Below are 21,169 nucleotides of genomic sequence, written 5' to 3'. Positions count from 1 at the left end.
TCCTTCTGCGTTCCCTCTGGGGCCCTTCCGACGGGCCGGGCTCCCTGTTCTGGTCCTTCTGCGGTTGTCAGGGATTCCGGCCCTGCGGATCCCGTCGCGCGGTCCCGCCGGGGCCGGTGGCGTGCGGCCCGGCGTGCCGTAAGCGGACCCCTACCCCCGATCGGCGCTGTTCTCCACGAGGTTTCCCCACGTGGCGGATCACGGTGGTGTGATCCTTGCTCTATGTCGGCCGCCGGGCCCGGCGGCCGACGAGGATCTGACGGGTGCTTGACCGGACGTACGGAGGGCTGGACGGATGCCGTTGATCGCGGTCTGCGCGGTGTGGGCCGTGTTCTGGGGGTCGTGGTCGGTCCTGCTCCCCGCCGTCAAGCTGGAGGTCGGCATCTCCGCCACCGACCTCGGGATCGCGCTGAGCGCCGTGCCCGTCGGGGCCCTGCCCGCGATGGCGCTGGCCGGGCGGCTGGCCCGCGGACGGGAGCGGCCCGCGCTGGCGTTGACCACCGTCCTGTTCGCGCTCAGCGTCGCCGGCATCGGCCTCGCCGCCACGGGCGGGCAGCTGGCCTTGGCCCTGCTGCTGGTCGGGGCCACCAGTGGCGCCCTCGACGTCGTGCTCAACCTCGCCACCGGGCGCGCCGAGCGCGACAGCGGCCGCCGCCTCTTCCAGGCGGTGCACGCGACCTTCCCGCTCACGGTCATCGTGGCGGCCCCGCTCACCGGCCTGGCCCGCTCGTACGGGCTGGGCGTCGACACGGTGCTCGTGCTCATCGCCCTCGTCGTGGCCGCCGCGTCCCTCACCCTGGTGGCGCTGCCGCTCGGCCGGGCGCTCCCGGAGCCGGCCGCGGTCTCCGAACGGCGGCGGCTGTGGGGCACGGCGGCCGTGCTCGGGGCGCCGGCGGCCTGCGTCCTGGTGATCGAGAACTCGGTCGAGCAGTGGTCGGTGCTGCTCCTGGAGGAGCACCGCGGCGCGACGCCCCTGGTGTCGAGCGCCGCGCCTGCGGCGTACATGGCGGCGCTGACGGCCGGGCGGCTCCTCGCACAGGCGCTGCCCCGGGTGCGGCTGCGCACGTTGTATCTGGTGGCGGGGGTGGGCGGTGGCGCGGGCATCGCCCTGGCCGGCATGGGCGGCGGCGTGCCGGTCACCATCGCCGGGTTCGCGGTGACCGGGCTGGCGCTCGGCCCGATCGTGCCCGCCCTGCTCAGCCACGCGGCGGCCGGCGACTCCAGCGGGACGCTCGTGTGGGGCGTCTCGACGATCTCGTACACCGGCTTCGTGGTGAGCCCGCTGCTCGTGGCCGGGCTGAGCGGGTGGCTCGGCCTGCCCGCCGCGCTGGCCGTCCTCGGGCTGCTCGGTCTGCCGCTCGTGGCGCGATTTCTGGTGGAACGATCATAACGGGCGGAATATAACCCCCATTTGGGGAAAAGGGACCATGGAACGGGGTATCCCGACGGCGGATCAACGGCGAAGGGGATCACCATGGCGATCTGTGAGACGTGTGGCAACGACTACGACATGGCGTTCGAGGTGCACGCGCAGGGGGCTGTGCACACGTTCGACTGCTTCCAGTGCGCGATCGAGGCGATGGCGCCCATCTGTGAGCACTGCGGCACCAAGGTCATCGGCCATGGGGTGCAGTCAGGCGAGCACTGGTTCTGCTGCGCCCACTGCGCCCGCGAGGAGGGCACCCAGGGCCTCGTGGACCGGGTGAAAGCCGGCGCCTCGGCCTGACCTTCATCGCGCCCGCGCCTGACCGGCCGGCCTGATTTCGCCGGCCGGCCAGGAGGGTACGCGCCCACGCGGCGAGTGAACGGGGTTGAGGAACGAACGGACAACCGTCGGCGCCAAGGACGATCATGGCGCTGGTTCCCCGGTCGTACTAGCGGAGAAGCTGTTCACCGGACTCTGGAACGACTGCCATGGGGCGACCGGCGTGGTCCGCGAGAAGAAGGTCGTAGAACATCCGGTCGTCGGCCGCATCCGTTTCCACGTGGAGGCGGTGACGACACCCAAGGACCCGGACCAGGTCCTGCAGGTGTTCATCCCGGAGTCCGATGTCGCCTCTCAGTCGGCCGTACGACATCTCCAGGCGTTGGCGGACACCCGCGAGGCGGGTCAGCGGACAAAGCCGATGTTCTCGTACTGGAGGTCGTAGAAGCCGCGCGCGCCCACGTTCGCCAGCCTCTCCTTGACCGCCACGTTCTGCGGCCGCTGGTACAGCGGGAGCACGTTCACCTCCTGCCAGATGAGCTGGTCGGCCTCGTTCGTCGCCGCGCGGGCCCGCGCCGGGTCCAGGCTCTGCGACGCCCGCTTCATGGCCGCGTCGATGGCCGCCGACCCGGTACGCCCGAAGTTCGCGTTCCACCGCCCGTCCGTGGCGTTCGCGTAGATGCCGTAGCTGCTCGACACGGGGAACGGCGTCCCGATGTACGCGAACGGCGTGATGTCGAAGTTGCCAGGAATGACGTACCTGGTGAAGAAGTCGTCGCTGGGCACGGACCTGATGGTGAGCTTCACCCCGATCTGGGCGAGCATGCTCTGCGCCAGCTCACCCTCCGCCTTGCTCACCTGCACCCCCGACGGCACCACGAACCGCAGCTCCAGCGGCTTGCCGCCCTTCATCCGGACGGCGCCGCTCAGCCGCCAGCCGGCCGCGTCCAGCATCTGCTTGGCCTTCTCGGGGTTGTAGACGCCGAGCACGCCCGCGTTGTCCTGGTATCCCTCCTGCGTGTTCATGAAGAAGTGGTTGTTCAGCAGCGTGATCGGCCAGTCGAGGCCCTGCAGGTCGGACTGCGCGATGGCCTGACGGTTGATGCCGAGCTGGACGGCCTGGCGCACGTTGCGATCGCGCAGCAGCTCACTGGAGCCGTTGAAGGTGAAATGCCGGAAGTCGGGCCCGGCGGCCTGGCGGACCTGCGCGTCCGGCGTGTTCTTGGCGCGCGCGTAGTCGGGCGCGGACGGCCCCACGTCGATGATGTCCAGCTCGCCGTTGCTGAACGCGCCGATCAGGGAATCCTGCTCGGACGCCCGGTAGACGATCCGGTCGAGCTTGGCCCGCTGCCCCCACCACGCGTCGTCCCGTACCAGGGTGATGGTCTTGGCCGTCTGGTCGAATCCGCCGAACTTGAACGGCCCCGCCGTCACCGGGATCTTGTTCAGCCAGGCGTTGTTGAACGCCTCCGGGGTCTTGTTGGTCGAGGCGGGCAGCAGCGGCCCGAACAACGACTGCCAGTCGCCGAACGGCCGGGCGAACGTCACCACCACCTGGTAGTCGTCCTTGCCCTTGGCCACCTTCTCGATGTCCTGGTAACCGGTCGAGGAGGCGATCCGGTAGCCGGGGTCGCGCCCGCTGAGCGCCTGCCACTGCGCCTGGTAGTCGGCCCACGTGATCGGCTTCCCGTCCGACCACTTCGCCCGCGGGTTCAGCGTGTACGTCACCACCTGCTTCGGCCGCCGATCGGTCACCCTGGCGTCCAGCACGTAGTCGCGGTCGACGGAGATCTGCGCCTTCTCGTCGGACACGAACGGCCCCGGCAGCAGCGCGTTGCTCACCGAGGCGGCCACCGCGAGGTTGCCGTCGACGTGGTTGCGGTTCCACTGGGCGGGGAACTCGTTGATGCCCCACCGCAGCGTCCCGCCGTCCTGGACGTTCTCGCGCGGCTGCGGATTGATGTCGTACGCCTTGATCGTACGCTCGTCGCCCGGGCCGTCCTGGACGCCGGGCGCGCCCCCCTGGCCGTCGCCGCAGCCGGCCAGCAGCAGCGACCCCGTCACCGTGACGGCCACGACACGACGTGATGCTCTCATCGAACGCATTCCTCCTGGTCAGACGACTTCCCGGCTCTCGGCGTAGTGACAGGCCGCACCGTGGTCCTCGCCCACGGGCCGCACCTCGGGCTCGACGTCCACGCAGAGCCGGCGTTCGGCGTCGGTGAGCTCACCCCGGAACTTCGGGCATCTGGTGCGGAACCGGCAGCCCGACGGAGGGTCGGCCGGGCTGGGCAGGTCGCCTTCGAGCAGGATCCGCTCACGCGAGCGCTCGCGTACGGGATCGGGCAGCGGGATCGCCGAGAGCAGCGCCTGCGTGTACGGATGCGCGGGAGCGTCGTAGACGGCGCCGACACGGCCGATCTCGGCGATCCTGCCCAGGTACATCACGGCCACCCGGTCGGCGATGTGCCGCACCACGGCCAGGTCGTGCGCCACGAACAGGTACGACAGCCCCAGCCGGTCCTTCAGCGAGCCGAGCAGGTTGAGCACCCCCGCCTGGATCGACACGTCGAGCGCGGAGACGGGCTCGTCCAGCACCAGCAGCCGGGGCTCCAGCGCGAGCGCCCTGGCGATGCCGATGCGCTGCCGCTGCCCGCCCGAGAAGCTCTGCGGGTGGCGGGCGGCGTGGGAGGGGTGCAGGCCGACCAGGTCGAGCAGCTCGGCGATCCGCCGGGCCGGGTCGCGCCGTCCGTGCGTGCGCAGCGGCTCGGCCAGGATGTCGTAGACCGTCATGCGCGGGTCGAGAGCGGCCAGCGGGTCCTGGAAGACCACCTGCATGTCGCGCCTGATCGCGGTGCGCCGGGCCCGGTCGAGCCGTGTGACGTCGTGGCCGAGCACGACGATGGTGCCCTCCTGCGGCGCGGTCAGCTCCAGGATCTGCGTCAGCGTGGTGGTCTTGCCGCTGCCGGACTCGCCGACCAGCCCCAGCGTCTCACCCTCGCGGATGTCGAAGTCGACGCCCGCCACCGCGTGCACCGTGCCCACCCGGCGCTTGAACACCGCCCCCTTGAACAGCGGATAGTCCTTGACCAGGCCGCGCACGTCCAGCACGGTCCGCTCGCCGCGCGGCCGGGGCGCGGCCGCCTCCTCCGGCTCCGGCGGTGCCTCGTACGGGCGCACCTCCTGCCAGCGGATGCACGCCGCGCGGTGCCCCTCGCCGACCTCGAACAGCGGCGGCTCGCCCGCGTCGCAGGCGTCGATCCGCAACGGGCAGCGGGGCGCGAACGGGCACCCGGGCGGCAGCGCGGCGGGGGAGGGCGGGTTGCCCTCGATCGGCGTCAGCGCCCGCCGCCCGCCCCGGTCCACCCGCGGCACCGAGCCGAGCAGCCCCACGGTGTACGGCATCCGCATCCGGTAGTAGATGTCGTCCACCGCGCCCACCTCGACGGGGCGGCCGGCGTACATGACCATCACCCGGTCGGCGAACCCGGCGACCACCCCGAGATCGTGCGTGATCATGATGATCGCGGCGCCGGTCTTGGCCTGCGCCCGCTTCAGCACCTCCAGCACCTGGGCCTGGATGGTGACGTCGAGCGCCGTGGTCGGCTCGTCACAGATGATCACGTCGGGGTCGTTGGCGATGGCCATCGCGATGACCACCCGCTGCCGCATGCCGCCGGAGAACTCGTGCGGGAACGCCTGCGCCCGCTCCGACGGGCGCGGGATGCCCACGAGGTCGAGCAGCTCGACGGCCTTGACCAGCGCGGTCTCCTTGCTGACCCGCTGGTGCACGCGGACGGCCTCGGCGATCTGGTCGCCCACCCGGTAGACCGGCGTGAGCGCCGACAGCGGGTCCTGGAACACCATCGCGATCGACCTGCCGCGAAAGGAGTTGAGCTCGCGTTCGGGGGCGCCGATCAGCTCCCTGCCGTGCAGGCGTACGGAGCCGGTGACGCGTGCCCCCGGCGGCAGCAGGCCCATGACCGCGGCCGAGGTGACCGACTTGCCGGAGCCGGACTCGCCCACGATGCCGAGGACCTCGCCGCGGCGTACCGCGTAGCTCACCCCCCGCACGGCGTGGACGTCGCCGAACGACACGGTCAGGTCGCTGACCTCCAGGACCGGCTCGCTCACCGCCGCCCCCTCGATGACGACGGGTCGAACGCGTCGCGCAGCGCGTCGCCGATGAGGTTGACCGCCAGCACGGTCACGACCAGCAGCCCCGCCACGAACCAGAAGGTCCACGGCGCGTAGACGGCCGTCTTGGAGCCGTCGGCGATGAGCGTCCCGAACGACACGTCGGGCGGCTGGATGCCGAACCCGAAGTACGACAGCGAGGTCTCGGTGAGGATCGCGGTGCTGACGTTGAGCGTGGCGTCCACGATCAGCAGCGACGACAGGTTGGGGATCACGTGACGGAAGATGATCCGCACCGGCGGCACGCCCATGTAACGGGCGGCCTGGACGAACTCCCGCTGCTTCACGGAGATCGCCATCCCGCGCACGATCTTCGAGGTGACCATCCACAGGAACAGCGCCAGCATGATCACGAACAGCGCCCACTGCCCCGGCCCGAACACCGGCGACAGGATCGCCAGCACCAGGAACGCCGGCAGCACGAGCAGCAGGTCGGTCACCCAGCTCAGCGTCCGGTCGGTCCACCCCAGGAAGTAACCGGCGAACGCCCCCACCACGGCCGCCAGCGCCGTCGAGATCAGCGCCGCCAGCAGCCCCACGACGAGCGACTTCTGCATGCCGCGCAGCGTCACCGCGAACACGTCGGCGCCCGTTTGGAGCGTTCCGAACCAGTGGCGCGCCGACGGCGGCTGCATGAAGGCGGTGAAGTCCTTGTCGGTGTACGACCACGGGCTGACCAGCGGCCCCGCGAACGCCAGCAGGAACATCAGCGCGAGCACCGTGAAGCCGATCCGCCCCTGCGCCGAGCGGAAGAACCGCGCCGCCACCACCCGCGCCCGCGACGGCACCCTCATGACGGCGCCGTCGGAGAGCTCCTCGGCCAGCTGCTCCTCCGACAGCGTCATCCGGCCCGCACCCTCGGGTCGAGCGCCGCGTGCAGCAGGTCGGAGGCGAGCGAGGCGGCCAGCACGGCCACGGCCGCGAGGAGCGAGATGGCGGCGACGGTGTTGACGTCGTTGCTGAAGATCGAGTTGATCAGCTGCTCGCCCAGCCCGTGCCAGCCGAAGATCTTCTCCGTGAACGTGGCCCCCGTCAGCAGCGCGCCGAACGTGAACGCGAAGTACGTCATCACGGGGATCAGCGCCGTGCGCAGCGCGTGCCGGGTCAGCGCCTTGCGCCTGCTCAGCCCCTTGGCCCTGGCCGTACGGACGAAGTCGGCGCCCAGCACGTCGAGCATCATGTTGCGCTGGTAGCGGCTGAAGACGGCGATCAGCCCCACCGACAACGTGATCGTCGGCAGGATCATGTGTTGCAGCCGGTCGACGACGTGGCCCCAGAAGCCGGTGGTCAGGCCGTCGCTGTACTCGCCGCTGACCAGGAACACGTGGCGGCCGAACACGTGCTCGTTGGCCCACGTGGCGACCAGGATGAGCACGTTGGCCAGCACCACCACCGGCACCGCGAGCACCAGGAAGGACAGCCCGGTCGTGAGCCGGTCGAACCAGCCGTACTGCCGCACCGCCGCGAGCGCGCCCGTGAGCACCCCGAGCAGGCTGCCGCAGATCAGCCCCACGATGACCAGCCGGAAGGTGACGCCCATGCGGCGCTTGAGGTCTTCGTTGACGGGGGCGCCCGTCACCGTCTTGCCGAAGTCGCCGCGCAGCACGCCGCCCGCCCAGGTGGCGTAGCGCTGCAGCAGCGGCGTCTTGTCGTTGAGGTTGAGCGCGGTGAGCTGCGCGTCGACCACGGCCGGCGGGGGCTTCGGCGTGCGGTCGGCGTAGTTGGAGCGGGGGTCGAGCGCCGCGGCGGCCAGCAGGTAGGCGAGGCTGGCGGCGACCGTCACGAGCACGGCGTAGTTGAGCAACCTGCGGACCAGGAACCCCGCCATCGCTCCCCTTCCGACGCGCACCGCACGTAGCCATATTGCTACACCATGTGATGGACGCGCCGCAGGGAACCTTCAAATAAGGTCAACGGCCGGAGAGCTCGTCGACGGCGGTGCGCACGTCGTCGCTGGTGATGGTGGTCAGGTCGGCCGAGCTGGCGGTGCCGCCGCGGGTGGCGTGGGCGGCCAGGCGCACGTCGCGCCGCATGGCCGCGCGCTCGAACAGCGACCTGGCGAAGCGGCCGTTGCCGAGGCCGTCGATCAGCCGCTGCTCGCACACGTACGCGAAGACCTCGTCGAGGCGGCTCAGGGCGTCGTCGTCGAACCTGTCGCCCGACTTCTCGGCCTGCAGCACCGCGATCTCGCGCAGCTCGGCCGGGCTGTAGCTGGGGAAGGCCACCCGCTGGTTGAACCGGCTGGCCAGGCCGGGATTGGTGGCGAGGAAGGCGTCCATCTCGCGTTCGTAGCCGGCCAGCACGATGACGAGCCGGTCGCGGTCGTCCTCGGCCCGTTTGAGCAGGGTCTGCACGGCCTCCGCCCCGAACGCGTCGCCGCCCTGGTAGCCGGGGTTGGCCAGGCTGTAGGCCTCGTCGATGAAGAGCACGCCGCCGAGGGCGCGGTCGACCAGCTCGTTGGTCTTGATCGCGGTCGCGCCGAGGTGCTGGCCGACCAGGTCGGCCCGGTGCGCCTCGACGACGTCGGGGCGGGCCAGCAGGCCGAGGGCGGAGAAGACCCGGCCGAGCACGCGGGCGACCGTCGTCTTGCCGGTGCCGGGCGGGCCGGCGAAGACGAAGTGGCGCATCTGCTGCGGGGTGGGCAGCCCGCGCTCCTGCCGCATGCGGGCCACCTGCAGTTGCGCGGCGATCGCGTGCACCTGCCGCTTGACCGGCGCGAGGCCGGCCATCCGGTCGAGGTCGGCCAGCGCCTCCTCCAGCGTGGGCGTGGCGATGTAGCCGCGGAAGCGGGCGGTCAGCCCCTCGAATGCCTTGGTGACGTCGGGCGTCGTGGTGGTCACCAGGTCGTGGGTGCTCGGCGTGCCGCCCGCGCCCACCACGCGCACGTCGCGGGCCTGGGCGGCGGCCTCGACCAGGCTGCGGGCGAAACGGGCGTTGCCCAGCTCGTCGACCAGGCCGCGCCGGTGGACGTCGTCGTAGAGGCCGAGCAGCACCTTGCGGGTGTCGGTGGCCATCGTGTCGCCCCTGTGCCGCTGGAGCAGCTCGGTGACCTCGACCAGCTCGGCGGGGGAGTAGCCGGGGAAGCGCACGCGCGTGGCGAACCGGCTGGCCAGGCCCGGGTTGCTGGTCAGGAACGCGCCCATCTCCTGCTCGTAGCCGGCCAGGATGATGATCAGCCGGTCGCGGTCGTCCTCGGCCCGCTTGAGCAGGGTCTGCACGGCCTCGGCGCCGAAGCGGTCGGGCTGGCCGTCGGAGGAGTTGATGAGACTGTAGGCCTCGTCGATGAACAGCACGCCGCCGAGCGCCCGGTCGACCAGCTCGTTGGTCTTGATCGCGGTCGCGCCCAGGAACTCGCCGACCAGGTCGGCCCGCTGCGCCTCGACCACGTACGGGGTCTCCAGCAGGCCGAACGCGTAGAAGATCTTGGCGAGGGCGCGGGCCACGGTGGTCTTGCCGGTGCCGGGCGGGCCGACGAAGACGAAGTGGCGGGTGGGCCGCCCGGCGGTGTAGCCGGCCTCGGCGCGCAGCCGGGACGCCTCGATGGAGGCGGCGATCGAGCGCACCTGCTCCTTGACGGGGGCCAGGCCGATCATGCTCTCCAGCTCGGCGAGCGCCTCCTCGACGGAGATCTGCGGCGGCGCGCCCGCCTTGTCGGACGGGGCCTCGGGCCTGCCCTCGCGGGCGCGTACGCGCAGCTGCTGCTCCTCGGCGGCGGCCACCTCGGCGCGCGCCCGGCGGGCCAGCACGAGGCGGTGGACCAGGACGGCGGCGGAGGCGGCGCAGGCGACCCAGACCGAGGCGTCGGGGGACAGCGGCGAGACGGCGGCGCCGAGCACGGCCGCGGGCAGCAGCGCCAGCAGCGTGGTCACCCACGGCGTCACCCAGCGGATGAGGTGGGCGGCGGCGGCCACCGGCAGCGCCAGCGCCACCATCAGGTGGACCGCGCCGGAGCCCGGCGGGAAGAGCGTGGAGAAGAGCGGCAGCGCCACCACGACCCAGCCCGCGACCACCAGCGCGGTGGCGGCGGCGCGGGGGAAGCGCATGGTCAGCGCGACGAAGGCGAGCAGCAGGAGCACCAGGGGGAAGGTCTGCAGGAGATCCCAGCCCAGGGCCGCGCCCACGCCCATCGCGCCCACCAGGGCGACCACGTAGAGCACCCGGCGCACCGCCGGGGGCGTCTGGAAATAACGCAGCCGAACCTTCTCGAACCGATCCCGCGCCGCGGCCCGCCCCGCGGCCTGGGCCCTGCCGGACTCACGCATCACGCCTCCCCGGTCCGCCCCCGGTTATACCGCACCGGACCGACGATTGGGCGGACCTGACACGCTAGGCGGTGGTCACGAAAACGGCGATCTGGCGGCCGAGCTCGGCGCCCGCGTCCTCCTGGAGGAAGTGCCCGGCGCCTTCGATGACGGGATGCCGCAGGCCGGCCGCCCCGGCCATCGATGCCCGCAACCGGGGCGCCATGCCGCCGGTGATCGGGTCGCCGTCGGAGAACGCCACAAGGAACGGCAGGTCGAGCGTGGTGAGGATCCGCCAGGCAGCGCGGTTGGCGGCCGCGGCCGGGTCGTCGGGGGTGATCGGCACGAGCCCGGGCATCGCCCGCGGCCCCGCCTTGTACGACTCGTCCGGGAACGGCGCGTCGTACGCGGCCCGCACCCGCGGCGCCAGCGCGGTCCGGCAGCCCGCCTGCACCAGCCGGCCGACGTCGAGCACGGGCGCGTTCTCCACGGCGGCCCTGAACCGGTGCCACACCTCGGGCATGGGAGTGTCACCCGTGGGCAACCCCGTGTTGGCGGCCACGATCCTGGCGACGCGCTCCGGGTGTTCGGCGGCGATGCGCAGCCCGATCAGGCCGCCCCAGTCCTGGCCCACGACGGTGACCCTGTCGAGGCCGAGCGCGTCGAACAGCAGCGCGCGGGTCCACTCGACGTGCCGGGCGTAGGTGTGGTCGGCAGGGTCGGCCGGTTTGTCGGAGCGGCCGAACCCGACCAGGTCGGGCGCGATGGCCCGCAGCCCGGCCGCGGCCAGCTCCCGCATGACGTGGCGGTAGAGGAACGACCAGCTGGGCTCGCCGTGCAGCAGCACGACCGGCTCGCCGCCGGCGGGACCGGCCTCGACGTACGCCATGCGCGGGCCGCCGGGCAGCTCGGCGTAACGGGGCTCGTAGGGGAAGTCGGGCAGGTCGCGGAAGCACTCGTCGGGGGTGCGCAGGAAACGCATGGACCGATGCTCTCACCCGCGCCGCTGGTGGCGGCCGGGGAACTCGCCGACCTGCACCTGCTTGGGCGTGACGCGCAGGACGTCGGCGTCGGCCAGCGCGACGCCGCGCACCTCCACCCAGAAGCGCCGTTGCAGCGGGTCGGAGGCGAACACCGCCACCCTGGGGTCCGCCTCGACGGCCTCCCACACCGCGGCCTCGGCGATCAGGCGCAGCTCGCCCGAGGACGTCACGGAGGCGACCGCGCCCGCGACCCGCGGCCCCAGGGGGTCGCCGTAGGACAGGACGACGCCGCGGGCGTACGAGAAGGCCTGGCGCACCTCGGGGTCCAGGTCGACCGAGGGCTCGCCGCCCACCGGCAGGTCGCACATCAGCAGCGACGAGCGCCACGGCCCTGGGCCGCCGCGCCACCACGCGCGCGCGGCCCGTACCGCGAAGACGGGCACCACCAGGCCGAGCGCGCCGAGCCCGATCCGCCACGCCCACGCCGACCCCAGCAGCCCGCCCGCCGCGCAGGCCGGCCCGGCCAGTGCCACCAGCCCCGCCGCGGCGCGCAGGGGCAGGTCACCGCGGTGCCGGGCGCGCAGGTAGCCCCGCACCATCGGGTACGGCACCGCCACCGCCGCCACGGCCGCCCGCGGCTCCGCCACCAGCGCCCCGGCCGCCACCATGACCAGCGCCGACCACGTCCGGCCGAGCACGATCCACAGCGCCACGCCCGCGTTCCGCCGCGCCGTCCGCTCGGCCGCGGTCGCCGGCGCCGTCTCGGCGAGCGCCCGCAGCGGACGTCCCCGCCACGTCTCGGCCAGCGCCCGTACGGCCGCCAGCGCCGGCCAGCCCAGCACCGCGATCCCCGCCAGCCCGGCCCAGACGGGGTCCAGCGCGGACGGCACCGCGGCCAGCACCAGCCAGGCGGCGTACGCGGCCACCGCCACCGCCGCCGACACCACGTCCGCCCCGAGCCAGGGATCCCGGCCGAACATCGCCGGCACGTACGACCAGAGGCCGACCCGCCGCGCGTGCCGGACCGTGAGGGGCACCAGCAGCGCCAGCACGGCGAACCCGCCGATCTGCGCCTGGGCGCCGAGGTCCAGCAGGAAGGCGCAGGCCGCGACCGCCACCGTGGCCACCGCGACCAGCAACCGGGCCTGCCGCGACCAGACCTCCAGCGCCCGCCTGGCCCGGCCGGTCTCGCGCGGGCCGATCGGCCAGGCCGGGTCGTGGTGCGGGCGGGGACGCTCCCAGCGCAGCAGGGCCAGGGCCAGGTTCACCCAGGCCTGCGGGTGTCCGGGGTCGAGGGTGAGCGCGGCCCGGTAGCGGCGTTCGGCGCCGGCGTGCTCGCCGCGCAGCAGCGCCAGGTCGCCCAGCATGACCTCGGGCGCCGGCTGCTCGGGTGCGAACTTCGCGGCCAGCGTGGCGTGCGCGACCGCCTCGGCCCAGCGGCCCGGCATCCGGCGCAGCGCCGCGGCCAGGCGCAGCCGGGCCGGCCACGAGCCGGGCGCCAGGTCCACGGCCCGCTCGGCGAACGGCACGGCGTCGGCGTCGCGGCCGAGGCGTTCGTGGGCGAGGCTGATGAGCCGGTGCGGCCACTCGGCGGCCGGATCGAGGTCCGCGGCCCGGCGCGCCGCCTCCAGCGCCGAGTCGGGGCGGCCGGCGTTCAGCCTGGTCAGGGCCTCGTCACACCATTCGCGTGCGGATCGGTCGGAGTCGTCGCCGTCAGTGCCGTCTGGATCGGTCCGCACGCGTCCATGATCGGCTGGCCAGCGAATCTTGGATAGATCTCGACATATGGCTGTATCTCTCTAGAGAGGTATGCGGCGTCGCGGATCGGCCGATACCGCTCTCACCGGCGCGCGCCATGGCCTAAGCTGCCACGCAAGCCGGGAGCGCCGGAGCCGGCGGCGACGACATGCAGCACGGTTCCGCCGCCGCCGACCACGCACGCGCGGGCCCTGTGACACGGATCGGCCCGCAGGGAGGGCCATGACCGTCACACAGTCCGCACCCCTCGTACGGACTGCCGAACGGGGGCACCCCGACCGCTGGCCCATCCTGGTCATCCTCTGCCTCAGTCTGCTGCTGATCACGGTGGACGCGACCGTCCTGCACATCGCGGTGCCCGCGCTGACCGCCGCGCTGGAGCCGTCCGCGGTGCAGCTGCTGTGGATCATCGACGTCTACTCCCTGGTGGTCGCGCCGCTGCTGGTCGTGTTCGGCACGCTCGGCGACAGATACGGCCGCAAGCGGCTCGTCCTGGCGGGATTCGTGCTCTTCGGCCTGGCCTCGGCCGCGGCCGCGTTCGCGCCGACCCCGCTCACCCTGATCCTGGCCAGGGCGCTGCTCGGCGTGGGCGGCGCCATGATCATGCCGGCCACGCTGTCGCTCATCCGCGAGGTGTTCACCGACCGGCGCGAGCGCGCCGTCGCGCTGGGCGTCTGGAGCGCGGTGGCGGCGGCCGGCGCCGCCGTGGGCCCCCTCGCCGGCGGCCTGCTGGTCGGCCTGTGGTGGGGCGCGGTCTTCCTCGTCAACGTGCCGATCCTGCTGGCGCTGCTGCCCGCCGCCGTCCGGCTGCTGCCGGAGTCGCCGGTGCGCGGGGGCCGGCCGTGGGACGCCGTCAGCGCCGTGCTGTCGGTGCTCGGCGTCCTGGCGCTGGCGTTCGGGCTCAAGGAGGCCGGCTCGGGCAGCCTGATGCCGCTGTGGGCGGCCACGCTGGTGTTCCTCGCGGGGCTCGCCCTGCTGGCCGCGTTCGTCCGCCGTCAGCGCCGGCTGGCCGTGCCGTTCCTGGACGTCGGGCTGTTCCGGCGGCGCGCGTTCACCACCGGGGTGCTGGGCGTGCTGCTCGGCGTGTTCGCGCTGGTGGGCCTGCAGCTCATGCTCGCCCAGTACCTGCAGCTCGTGCTCGGTGACAGCCCCGTGCGGGCCGCGCTGCGGATGCTGCCGCTGGTGATCTCGGCCGTGATCGGCGGGCTCGCCGCGGCCCGCGTCCTGCCGAGGATCGGCCTGCGGGCCACCATGAGCGGCGGCCTCGCGCTCGTCGCCCTCGCCCTGACCCCCACCCTGACGTGGGGCGTCGAGGGTCATCCCGTGATGCTGGCGGTGTGCTTTGTCGGCATCGGGTTCGGGGTGCAGGTCGCGCTGCTGGCCGCCTCCGACACGATCATGGCGTCGGTGCCCGAGTCCCGGGCGGGCGGGGCCGCGGCCATCGAGGAGACCGCGTACGAGCTGGGCGCCGGGCTGGGCGTGGCCGCGCTCGGCACGGTCACCGCCCTCGCGTACGCCCCCGGACTGCCCGCCGTGCCCGGAGTGCCCGCCGGCGGCATGGACCAGGCCAGGCAGTCGCTGGCCGCCGCCGCGCACGTCGCCGACGAGATCGGCGGCGCCACGGGCGGCGCGCTGCTCGACGCCGCCCGGTGGGCCTTCGTCAATGCCCTGCACACGACCGTGGTCGTGAGCGTCGTCCTGCTCAGTCTGACCGCCGCCGTGGTGGCCATGCTGCTCAGCCGTGATTGAGGTGTGCCATGTCCCGAATAGGGCAGACAAATACCGTGAAGCAGGCCCTTCGTGATCTCGCCGCATTAGTCGCTCGCCTAGGCGTCGGCGGCATCTTCTTCGCCAACGGCTGGGCCAAGCTCGAAGACGGACTGAAGATCACCGGAGCCAAGTTCCTCGAACAGGGCGCCCCCGCGCCCGGCGCCTGGGCCACCGTCACCATGCTCGCCGAGCTCATCGGCGGGGCGCTGCTCATCGCGGGCCTCGCCGTCTCGGTCACCGGCCTCGTGCTCTTCGCCGAGGCGCTGGCGGTCTTCCTGGTGGCCCCGCCGCTCAACCCCATAAGCCTGAACGAGCTCATCCTGCTCGGTGCGGCCTCCCTGCTGCTCGCCGTGGTCGGCGCGGGCCGCGTCTCCGTCGACCACATGGTGGTGATCCGGCGCAGGGAGTCGGAGGCCGCCGACGAGTTCGCCGCCGACACCGAGGCCGACCGCGTCATCGCGTCGTTCAAGGAGCCCGACAAGCCCGCCGGCGACGCGCCCGCGAAGGAGCCGGAGCCCGCGGCGGACACCGCGCCGCACCCCCGCCCGCGCGCTTCCGGAGGCGAGGCCAAGACCGTCGAGGCGAAGACCGCCGAGGAGCCCGCCACCGCGCCAGGCGACACGCTGGTGGCCGGCCGCAAGAAGCCGTCGTCGCGCAGCCGCCGCACCACGACCGACTGACCTGGCAGACTCCGTTCCATGAAGCGGCCTTTCACCCAGGTTGATGTGTTCACCGCCACGCCGTACCTCGGCAACCCGCTCGCCGTCGTCCTCGACGGCGACGAGCTGAGCACGGAGGAGATGCAGCGGTTCGCCGCCTGGACGAACCTGTCCGAGACCACCTTCCTCCTGCCGCCGACGACCCCGCAGGCCGACTACCGGGTGCGCATCTTCACCCCCGAGACGGAGCTGCCCTTCGCCGGCCACCCCACCCTGGGGTCCTGCCACGCCTGGCTGGAGGCAGGGGGCAAGCCGCGTACGGACGGGGTGGTCGTGCAGGAGTGCGGCGCCGGCCTGGTGACCCTGCGCCTGACGGACGACGGGCCCGCCTTCCACGCGCCGCCGCTGGTGCGCTCCGGCCCTGTGGAGGAGGAGCTCCTCGAACGGATCGCCGCCTCGCTGGGGATCGCCCGCGGTGACGTCGTGGACGCCGAGTGGGCCGACAACGGGCCCGGCTGGGTCGGCGTGCTGCTGAGGGACGCCGAGTCGGTGCTGGCGCTGCGGCCCGGCCGGGTGCCCGTGGACGTGGGCGTGGCGGGTCCGTACCCGGAGGGGTCGCCGTACGCCTTCGAGGTGCGGGCGTTCTTTCCGCACCGCGGCTCCACCGTCGAGGACCCGGTGACCGGCAGCCTGAACGCCGCACTCGGGCAGTGGCTGCTGCGCACGGGCCGGGCGCGGGCGCCGTACGTGGCCTCGCAGGGCACGGTCGTCGGACGGGCCGGACGCGTCCGCGTCTTCGCCGACGACCAGGGAGACGTCTGGGTGGGCGGCTCCGTCGTCACCTGTGTCGGCGGCCACGTCGAGCTGTGAGCCTCAGCCCCGCAGCGTGAACCGCACCTCGTCGCCGGGCCGCAGCTGTGCCGCGACCGGGACGTCCGCGGCCCGCACCACCCCGATCACCGGATAGCCGCCCGTCGGCGGGTGGTCGGCGAGGAAGACGATCGGCTGCCCGCTCGGCGGCACCTGCACCGCGCCGAGCACCATGCCCTCGCTCGGCAGCTCACCCCGGCGGGCGCGCACCACCTCGGGCCCGCGCAGCCGCACGCCGACGCGGTTGCTGTCCTGCGTCACGGTGTACGGCCGCGCGCACAGCCCGGCCGGCGCCCCGGGCGCGAACCAGTCGTCGCGCGGCCCCGGCAGGATCCGCAGCACGGCCGGCCGCGGCCCCGGCGGCGGCGCCAGGTCGGCCGAGATCTCGCCCAGGGGCCGCCCGACCGGCAGCAGCGTGCCCGGCCGCAACGGCGCCGGCCCCAGCCCGGACAGCGAGTCGGTGGAGCGGCTGCCGAGCACCGGCTCGACCTCGATCCCGCCGCGTACGGCCAGGTAGGTGCGCAGCCCCCACGCCGGCGGCCCGAGCCGCAGCTCCGCGCCCGCCGGCACCCAGAACGGCGCCCCCATGTCCGCCCCCGACGCCAGGGGCGCGCCCGCCAGCGCCACCCACGCCGCGTCGTGGAAGCGCAGCCGCGCCATCCCGAACGTCAGCTCCACGCCCGCCAACCCCTCGGGGTTGCCGACGAGCCGGTTGGCCAGCCGCAGGCTCGGCGCGTCGGCCGCTCCCGAGCACGGCACCCCCAGGTGCGCCAGACCCGGGCGGCCCAGATCCTGCACGGTCGCGTAAGGACCGGGCGCCACCACCTCGATCACGCGGGCTCGAACCGTACGCGCATGCCCGGCCGGAACAGCGACGGCGGGTCGGCGCTCACGTCCCACACCGGTGTCGAGGTGCGCCCGAGCAGCCGCCACCCGCCCGGCGAGGCCGTCGGGTAGACCGCGGAGTAGGGCCCGGCCACGGCCACCGACCCGGCGGGCACCGAGGTGCGCGGCGTGTCCAGCCGCGGCATGTGCAGCACCGGGTCGAGCCCGGTCAGATAGGCGAACCCCGGCGCGAACCCGAGCCACCCCACCACGAGCTCCCGCCCGCTGTGCCGGGCGATGACCTCCTCCACCGGCAGGCCCGCCAGCAAGGCCACCGACTCCAGGTCGGCGCCGTCGTAGACCACGGGGATCGTGACCACCGGCCCGTCGGTCATCCCCGCCCCCGCGCGTACCTGGTCCGCCAGGGACGACAGCCGCGCCCGCAGCCGCTCGCGGTCGGCGCCGGGCGCCACCACGAGCACGGTCTCGGGCCCCGGCACGATCTCCACGACCTCCTCCGGCCGCTCGGCCCGCAGCGCCGCGTCCAGCCGGTGGGAGGCCTCCAGCGACCCGGTCTCCACGAGCAGCCCGTGCTCACCGGCCGTCCGGATCACGCGAACGCCTGCAGGACCACTCCGGCCGCCAGCAGCGCGTCGCGCACCTCCCGCGCCAGCCGGACCGCGTCAGGCGTGTCACCGTGGACGCACAGCGAACGGGCCGGGACCGGCACCGAACTCCCGTCGACGGCCGTCACGCGGCGCTCCACGGCCATCTGACGGGCCCGCGCGGCCACCGCCGCCGGGTCGTGGACGACCGCGCCTGGCTCCCGGCGCGGCACCAGGGTGCCCTGCGGCGTGTAGGCCCGGTCGGCGAACGCCTCGCTCACCGTCGGCACGCCCTCGGCCGCGGCCACCTTGTGCACGACCGACCCGGGCAGCGTGAGGACCGGCAGCGAGGGGTCGTAGTCGGCCACCGCGCCGATCACCGCCGCCGCCTGGACCTCGTCGCGGACGATCCGGTTGTAGAGCGCGCCGTGCGGCTTGACGTACGAGACCCGCCCGCCCATCGCCCTGGCGATGCCGTCGACGGCGGCCAGCTGGTAGAGCACCTCCGCGCACAGCTCCTCGGGCTCGACGTCCATCTCCCTGCGCCCGAAGTGCGCCAGGTCGCGATAGGACACCTGCGCGCCGATCGTCACGCCGCGGTCGACGGCCGCCGCGCACGTGCGCCTGATCGTCACCGGGTCGCCGGCGTGGAAGCCGCAGGCGACGTTGGCGCTCGTGACGACGTCGAGCAGGGCGAGGTCGTCACCGAGCCGCCAGATGCCGAAGCCTTCGCCGAGGTCCGCGTTCAGGTCGATCACCATGGCTCCATCATGGCCGCAGGTGAGCCCTCGGCGCGACGCACACCCGCTATCTCAGATTTCGTCCGGGATGTCGGCGATGTCGTCAAGTGCGGAGGCCAGTTCGTCGGGGTCGCCGCCGATCCGCTCGGCGATCTCGATCAGCACGTGCAGCACGTCGTGGCGGTCGTGGCCGAGGTCGAGCAGGCGCTGCGCGGCCTCCCACAGCTGCGGCGGGTCGCCGTCCCACAGCCGGGTGGCGATCTCCTCGTGCCAGGCCAGGTGCTCCTGGTCGATCAGCCCGCCGTGGTCGATCTCGAGTAACGTACGCCGGTCCGCCTCGTCGGCCGGGTTGAGCCGGTCGAGGTCGACGCCGTTGTGCGTGCCCTGCAGATAGGGGAACGCGAACGCCCGCCTGGCCAGCGCCGACAGGTCGCCGTCGGGCAGCAGCCGCTCCAGCAGCGGCCGGTCGATCCCGAACGACGTCGGGTCCCGGTAGGCCTCGGGGAACTTCCCGGTGGCCTCCCACACCGCGTCGAGCGTCGCCTTGAGCCCCTGCTCCGGCAGCCCCGTGCGGCGGGCGGCGAAGCGCACCCACGCCGACAGCACGTGCGGCATCGCCTCCTGCTCGGCCACGCTCAGCATCACCTTGCGCGGCAGCCAGTCGAGCAGGAACGTCTCGCACTTGGTCGGGCTCACCCGCAGCGGCCGGTTGAAGTCGCGCTCGCACCCGTAGTCGATGATGTGGTCGGCGCAGCGCGAGGCCGCCGACGGGTCGGACAGGTGCTCGGCCGCGTCGGAGGCGAGGAACTCCGCCGCCAGCATGGCCCGCCGCTCCCTGCTGTACGGGGCCTCGATGTGCAGCGGCGCCGGCCGCTTGCGCCCCGGGGGCAGCGCCTTGAGCCGGGCCCTGGCGAAGGCGTGGTAGGCGCTGTAGCTGTCGCTCACGGGCGGCGGGGTCTTGGGCTCCATGGTGGCCTTCATCGCCGACTCCAGCAGCGCCCTGGCCTGCTCCGGCTGGATCTCCTCGAACAGCAGCATCGGATTGCCCGCCGCCTCTGCCCTGGCCTGCTCCAGCAGCTTGTCGACCTGGGAGGACACCCAGGCGTCGCGGGCCATGCCGTTCATGTTGTAGTCGACCACCATGACCAGCGCGTGGCGGTCGATCGGCTGCTCGCTCGCGCTCGGCCGGTAGGCGAAGGTGCAGATGACGGTGTCCTGGTCGCCGTAGGCGTCGCGGGAGACGTAGCCGCCGGTGGGCTTGACCGCGCCCACCCGGTCGGCCCAGCCGGGCCTGGCGACCCCCGACTCCATCATCGCCAGCGCCGCGCCCTCGGCCTTGGCGCCCTGGCGGGCGGTGCCGAGGTAGGCCAGGCAGATCAGCAACGTGAGCGAGGCGGGCGTGCCGGCCTTGGCGGCGTAGTCGACCAGGCCCTCGCCGAGCACCTGCTCGACGTCGCCGCCCCTGACCCGTCTGCCCCACCAGGCGCCGATCATGTCGGAGACCATCAGCTCCGCGTCGAGAGGGGAGCGCACGGCCAGCAGCTCGCGGGCCGCCTGCACCATCTCCTTGAAGACGTCGTCTGGCGGGGTGCTCTCCCGGGGATCTCGTCGGTGTCGGCGCACGCCCTCACTCTCTCGTATTCCAGGCGCGAACGGTGCGGAGAACACGACCCGGTGACCCCGATGTTATCGGGCAGGAACCTTTCGGCGGGCACGCGTGCGTGCGCCCGCCCACCGTGTTACCGGAGACCCCTGGGCGGGGGCGCCGAGTTGACGATCGCCAGCAGACGCTCACGGGCGATGCGTTCCACGATCTCGGGTGTCGCCGAGATGCCGAGGTGCTGCGCGCACGCGCACACGTCCGCGACGCAGCGGTCGATCGTGTCCACGGGTACGGTCAGGAACTCTTCGGCCAGCCGGTGACTGACCGGTTCCCGCAGGAACCGTGTGGCCAGAGCGAGCATAGGTGTGAGATTCCTCTGGAGACCTGGGGGCAAACCCCCAGGAACGTCTGCAGGGCGACTTGCGCTCTCATTTCATCTTTTCTCGGGCCGGTGTCAAGCCCCTGCGGAGGCTGTGTTCACTTCACGGCGCGCCCATTCATGCGAAGCTGTCTCCATGCGCATCCAGCTCGCCCAGCGGAGCGAGGCGGACGAGCTCCTCGGCCGCAGCCCGCTCGCCCTCCTCGTCGGCATGCTGCTCGACCAGCAGATCCCCATGGAGTGGGCGTTCACGGGGCCGTACACCATTTCCCAGCGGCTCGGTCATGACCTCACCGCCGCGGAGATCGCCTCCTACGATCCCGACGCGTTCGCCGCGCTGCTCGCGGAGAAGCCGGCCGTGCACCGCTACCCCAAGTCGATGGCCGCCCGCGTCCAGCAGCTCGCGGCCTACCTCGTCGAGCACCACGACGGCCGCCCGGAGCTGATCTGGGCCGACGTGAACGACGGCCACGAATTGTTGAAACGACTCATGGCCCTTCCGGGATACGGGAAGCAGAAGGCCCAGATTTTCTTGGCATTGCTGGGCAAGCAGTTGGGGGTCCAGCCGTCAGGCTGGCAGGAGGCAGCCGGACTCTACGGCGAGGAGGGGTCACACCGATCGGTCGCCGACGTGGTCGACGCCGACAGCCTGGCCCGCGTGCGAGAGGCCAAACAGGAGGCCAAGCGCGCGGCCAAGGCCCGGTAGCCGTGGCAGAAATCCGCGACGGCGACAGGGCGCTGTAACCTGATCTTGCTGCGCAACGTGGAGCGACTTTGACAGGATGCGTAGACCCGAGAGGCGACAGGGCCGCGGCGGGGGCTTCCGTCCGCACG

At 73.0% G+C, this 21,169-nt stretch carries 19 protein-coding genes; 7 read left to right on the top strand and 12 right to left on the bottom strand.

The window, feature by feature from the left end; translation table 11 throughout:
• The first annotated feature begins 295 nt into the window (after nucleotides 1–295).
• The 3 genes from ACIBP6_RS28495 (at nucleotide 296) to ACIBP6_RS28485 (ending at nucleotide 2,150) form a co-directional block, all read left to right on the top strand.
• On the top strand, nucleotides 296–1,390 hold the full coding sequence (locus ACIBP6_RS28495) for an MFS transporter (protein ID WP_397056953.1): 1,095 nt from the start codon (nucleotides 296–298) through the stop codon (nucleotides 1,388–1,390).
• 84 nt (nucleotides 1,391–1,474) lie between these two features.
• Complete coding sequence (locus tag ACIBP6_RS28490) at nucleotides 1,475–1,726, top strand: hypothetical protein (RefSeq protein ID WP_132620510.1); 252 nt, start codon at nucleotides 1,475–1,477, stop codon at nucleotides 1,724–1,726.
• An 85-nt stretch (nucleotides 1,727–1,811) separates the two neighbouring features.
• Nucleotides 1,812–2,150 (top strand): MmyB family transcriptional regulator, encoded by a 339-nt coding sequence (locus tag ACIBP6_RS28485; RefSeq protein WP_397056952.1) that lies wholly within the window; start codon nucleotides 1,812–1,814, stop codon nucleotides 2,148–2,150.
• Here ACIBP6_RS28485 and ACIBP6_RS28480 read toward each other — a convergent pair.
• The 7 genes from ACIBP6_RS28480 to ACIBP6_RS28450 form a co-directional block, all read right to left on the bottom strand.
• Nucleotides 2,111–3,802 (bottom strand): ABC transporter family substrate-binding protein, encoded by a 1,692-nt coding sequence (locus tag ACIBP6_RS28480; RefSeq protein ID WP_397056951.1) that lies wholly within the window; start codon nucleotides 3,800–3,802, stop codon nucleotides 2,111–2,113. The genes ACIBP6_RS28485 and ACIBP6_RS28480 overlap by 40 nt on opposite strands.
• Nucleotides 3,803–3,820: 18 nt before the next feature.
• A complete protein-coding gene (locus ACIBP6_RS28475; protein WP_397056950.1) occupies nucleotides 3,821–5,839 on the bottom strand; it encodes a dipeptide ABC transporter ATP-binding protein in 2,019 nt (672 codons plus the stop codon).
• On the bottom strand, nucleotides 5,836–6,747 hold the full coding sequence (locus ACIBP6_RS28470) for an ABC transporter permease (protein WP_397056949.1): 912 nt from the start codon (nucleotides 6,745–6,747) through the stop codon (nucleotides 5,836–5,838). Before ACIBP6_RS28470 ends, ACIBP6_RS28475 begins: the two co-directional genes overlap by 4 nt.
• Nucleotides 6,744–7,730 (bottom strand): ABC transporter permease, encoded by a 987-nt coding sequence (locus ACIBP6_RS28465; RefSeq protein WP_397056948.1) that lies wholly within the window; start codon nucleotides 7,728–7,730, stop codon nucleotides 6,744–6,746. The genes ACIBP6_RS28470 and ACIBP6_RS28465 overlap by 4 nt, the downstream gene beginning before the upstream one ends.
• Before the next feature lie 82 nt (nucleotides 7,731–7,812).
• Nucleotides 7,813–10,164, bottom strand: coding sequence for an AAA family ATPase (locus ACIBP6_RS28460; RefSeq protein WP_397056947.1), 2,352 nt, complete (start codon nucleotides 10,162–10,164; stop codon nucleotides 7,813–7,815).
• 64 nt (nucleotides 10,165–10,228) lie between these two features.
• Nucleotides 10,229–11,125 (bottom strand): haloalkane dehalogenase, encoded by an 897-nt coding sequence (locus ACIBP6_RS28455; RefSeq protein WP_397056946.1) that lies wholly within the window; start codon nucleotides 11,123–11,125, stop codon nucleotides 10,229–10,231.
• A gap of 12 nt (nucleotides 11,126–11,137) precedes the next feature.
• Nucleotides 11,138–12,865 (bottom strand): tetratricopeptide repeat protein, encoded by a 1,728-nt coding sequence (locus ACIBP6_RS28450; protein ID WP_397056945.1) that lies wholly within the window; start codon nucleotides 12,863–12,865, stop codon nucleotides 11,138–11,140.
• A gap of 241 nt (nucleotides 12,866–13,106) precedes the next feature.
• On the opposite strand from ACIBP6_RS28450, the gene ACIBP6_RS28445 reads away from it, so the two are divergent.
• The 3 genes from ACIBP6_RS28445 to ACIBP6_RS28435 are packed head-to-tail and all read left to right on the top strand — an operon-like array spanning nucleotide 13,107 to nucleotide 16,183.
• Entirely contained in the window at nucleotides 13,107–14,633 is a 1,527-nt protein-coding gene (locus tag ACIBP6_RS28445; RefSeq protein WP_397056944.1) for an MFS transporter, read from the top strand.
• 35 nt (nucleotides 14,634–14,668) lie between these two features.
• Nucleotides 14,669–15,334, top strand: coding sequence for a DoxX family protein (locus tag ACIBP6_RS28440; protein ID WP_397056943.1), 666 nt, complete (start codon nucleotides 14,669–14,671; stop codon nucleotides 15,332–15,334).
• Nucleotides 15,335–15,352: 18 nt separating this feature from the next.
• Nucleotides 15,353–16,183 carry a PhzF family phenazine biosynthesis protein gene (locus ACIBP6_RS28435; protein WP_397056942.1) on the top strand — a complete coding sequence of 277 codons (831 nt, stop codon included), beginning with the start codon at nucleotides 15,353–15,355 and terminating at the stop codon, nucleotides 16,181–16,183.
• Between the two features lie 3 nt (nucleotides 16,184–16,186).
• Here ACIBP6_RS28435 and ACIBP6_RS28430 read toward each other — a convergent pair whose 3' ends face one another.
• The 5 genes from ACIBP6_RS28430 to ACIBP6_RS28410 all read right to left on the bottom strand — a co-directional run bounded on the left by ACIBP6_RS28430 (nucleotide 16,187) and on the right by ACIBP6_RS28410 (nucleotide 20,317).
• Nucleotides 16,187–17,017, bottom strand: a complete 831-nt coding sequence (locus ACIBP6_RS28430) for a biotin-dependent carboxyltransferase family protein (RefSeq protein ID WP_397056941.1) — start codon at nucleotides 17,015–17,017, stop codon at nucleotides 16,187–16,189.
• Nucleotides 17,014–17,622 (bottom strand): allophanate hydrolase subunit 1, encoded by a 609-nt coding sequence (locus ACIBP6_RS28425; RefSeq protein WP_397056940.1) that lies wholly within the window; start codon nucleotides 17,620–17,622, stop codon nucleotides 17,014–17,016. The genes ACIBP6_RS28430 and ACIBP6_RS28425 overlap by 4 nt, the downstream gene beginning before the upstream one ends.
• Nucleotides 17,619–18,374, bottom strand: coding sequence for a LamB/YcsF family protein (locus ACIBP6_RS28420; RefSeq protein WP_397056939.1), 756 nt, complete (start codon nucleotides 18,372–18,374; stop codon nucleotides 17,619–17,621). Before ACIBP6_RS28420 ends, ACIBP6_RS28425 begins: the two co-directional genes overlap by 4 nt.
• A gap of 51 nt (nucleotides 18,375–18,425) precedes the next feature.
• On the bottom strand, nucleotides 18,426–19,916 hold the full coding sequence (locus ACIBP6_RS28415; RefSeq protein ID WP_397057091.1) for a hypothetical protein: 1,491 nt from the start codon (nucleotides 19,914–19,916) through the stop codon (nucleotides 18,426–18,428).
• Between the two features lie 176 nt (nucleotides 19,917–20,092).
• On the bottom strand, nucleotides 20,093–20,317 hold the full coding sequence (locus tag ACIBP6_RS28410) for a hypothetical protein (protein ID WP_132618774.1): 225 nt from the start codon (nucleotides 20,315–20,317) through the stop codon (nucleotides 20,093–20,095).
• Between the two features lie 154 nt (nucleotides 20,318–20,471).
• Here ACIBP6_RS28410 and ACIBP6_RS28405 point away from each other — a divergent pair, with 154 nt between their 5' ends.
• Complete coding sequence (locus tag ACIBP6_RS28405) at nucleotides 20,472–21,041, top strand: HhH-GPD-type base excision DNA repair protein (RefSeq protein ID WP_397056938.1); 570 nt, start codon at nucleotides 20,472–20,474, stop codon at nucleotides 21,039–21,041.
• The last annotated feature ends 128 nt before the right edge of the window (nucleotides 21,042–21,169 follow it).

Origin of the sequence: Nonomuraea terrae (assembly GCF_044465245.1) — a bacterium.
Lineage (GTDB): Bacteria > Actinomycetota > Actinomycetes > Streptosporangiales > Streptosporangiaceae > Nonomuraea > Nonomuraea terrae.
This window is presented reverse-complemented; position numbering and strand designations above follow the sequence as displayed.